The sequence below is a fragment of the Bartonella sp. AC130YNZD genome, from assembly GCF_042196865.1.
GTDB lineage: Bacteria > Pseudomonadota > Alphaproteobacteria > Rhizobiales > Rhizobiaceae > Bartonella.
The window spans coordinates 1-834 of the sequence record NZ_JBHIQZ010000138.1; the positions used below are offsets into that span (position 1 = coordinate 1).

1 protein-coding gene and 1 pseudogene are annotated in these 834 nt (G+C 33.6%); both read left to right on the plus strand.

Going from position 1 to position 834, the window contains the following annotated elements:
* Positions 1-79 precede the first annotated feature (79 nt).
* A pseudogene (locus tag ACFINU_RS10135) lies at positions 80-279 on the plus strand (type II toxin-antitoxin system HicA family toxin).
* Positions 276-671 (plus strand): type II toxin-antitoxin system HicB family antitoxin, encoded by a 396-nt coding sequence (locus ACFINU_RS10140; RefSeq protein ID WP_375619036.1) that lies wholly within the window; start codon positions 276-278, stop codon positions 669-671. Before ACFINU_RS10135 ends, ACFINU_RS10140 begins: the two are co-directional and overlap by 4 nt.
* Positions 672-834 lie beyond the last annotated feature (163 nt).

An 834-nucleotide genomic window follows, 5' to 3' on the forward strand; every position in this document is an offset into this window, starting at 1 on the left:
TTTAGCCGTTAAAAAAGAATTGACATCAGATGAAAAATCATTAAAATGTGTATATATTTACACATTATGAGTTTAGGTAATGGAACAAGATAGCCGAAAAATCATTACAAAATTAAAGCGTGATGGCTTTGAACTTATCAAAGTAAAAGGTTCTCATCATAAATTAAAAAAAGATGATAAGGTTGTTATCGTTCCACATCCTAAAAAAATCTTCCGATTGGTACAGCACGTTCTATCGCACAACAAGCAGGCTGGTTAAAAGAAGGAGAAGAAAAATGAAAAGATTTTTTGCTCTTGTTCATAAAGATGAAGACTCTGCTTTTGGTGTTCAGTTTCCTGATTTTGAGGGACTTTTTTCTGCTGATGATGAGGAAGAAAATTTAATAGCAAATGCAACAGAAGCACTCCAACTTTATTGTGAAGATGTAGATAGAGTGCCTATTCCTTCAAAATTTGAAGAAGTCATACAACGGGAATCTGTCAAAACAGCTTTGTCAGAAGGAGCTTTTTTAATACAAGTTCCTTTTATTGAAAATGATTCAGAAGTCATACGCACAAATATATCAATTGAACGAGGGCTTTTACGTGCAATTGATAATTGTGCACAAGAAAGAGGTTTAACAAGATCTGCTTTTTTGGCAACAGCAGCCCGTCACGAGCTTAATATTTAGCTCATCAATCTGGAAAAATTTCTCACTCTCGATTTTTTTGCAAAAGCGTGTAATTGCATATGATCCGCAAACTATTAATGAAAATTAAAAGGCGGCAGGCAAACAAAACGCTATAGTTAAGAGGGATATAACTATCATTGATACTATATACATGGCATCTAAT

Coding starts and splice junctions, on each gene's coding strand:
- ACFINU_RS10140 (WP_375619036.1), top strand. CDS start 276: ATGAAAAGATTTTTTGCTCTTGTTCATAAAGATGAAGACTCTGCTTTT.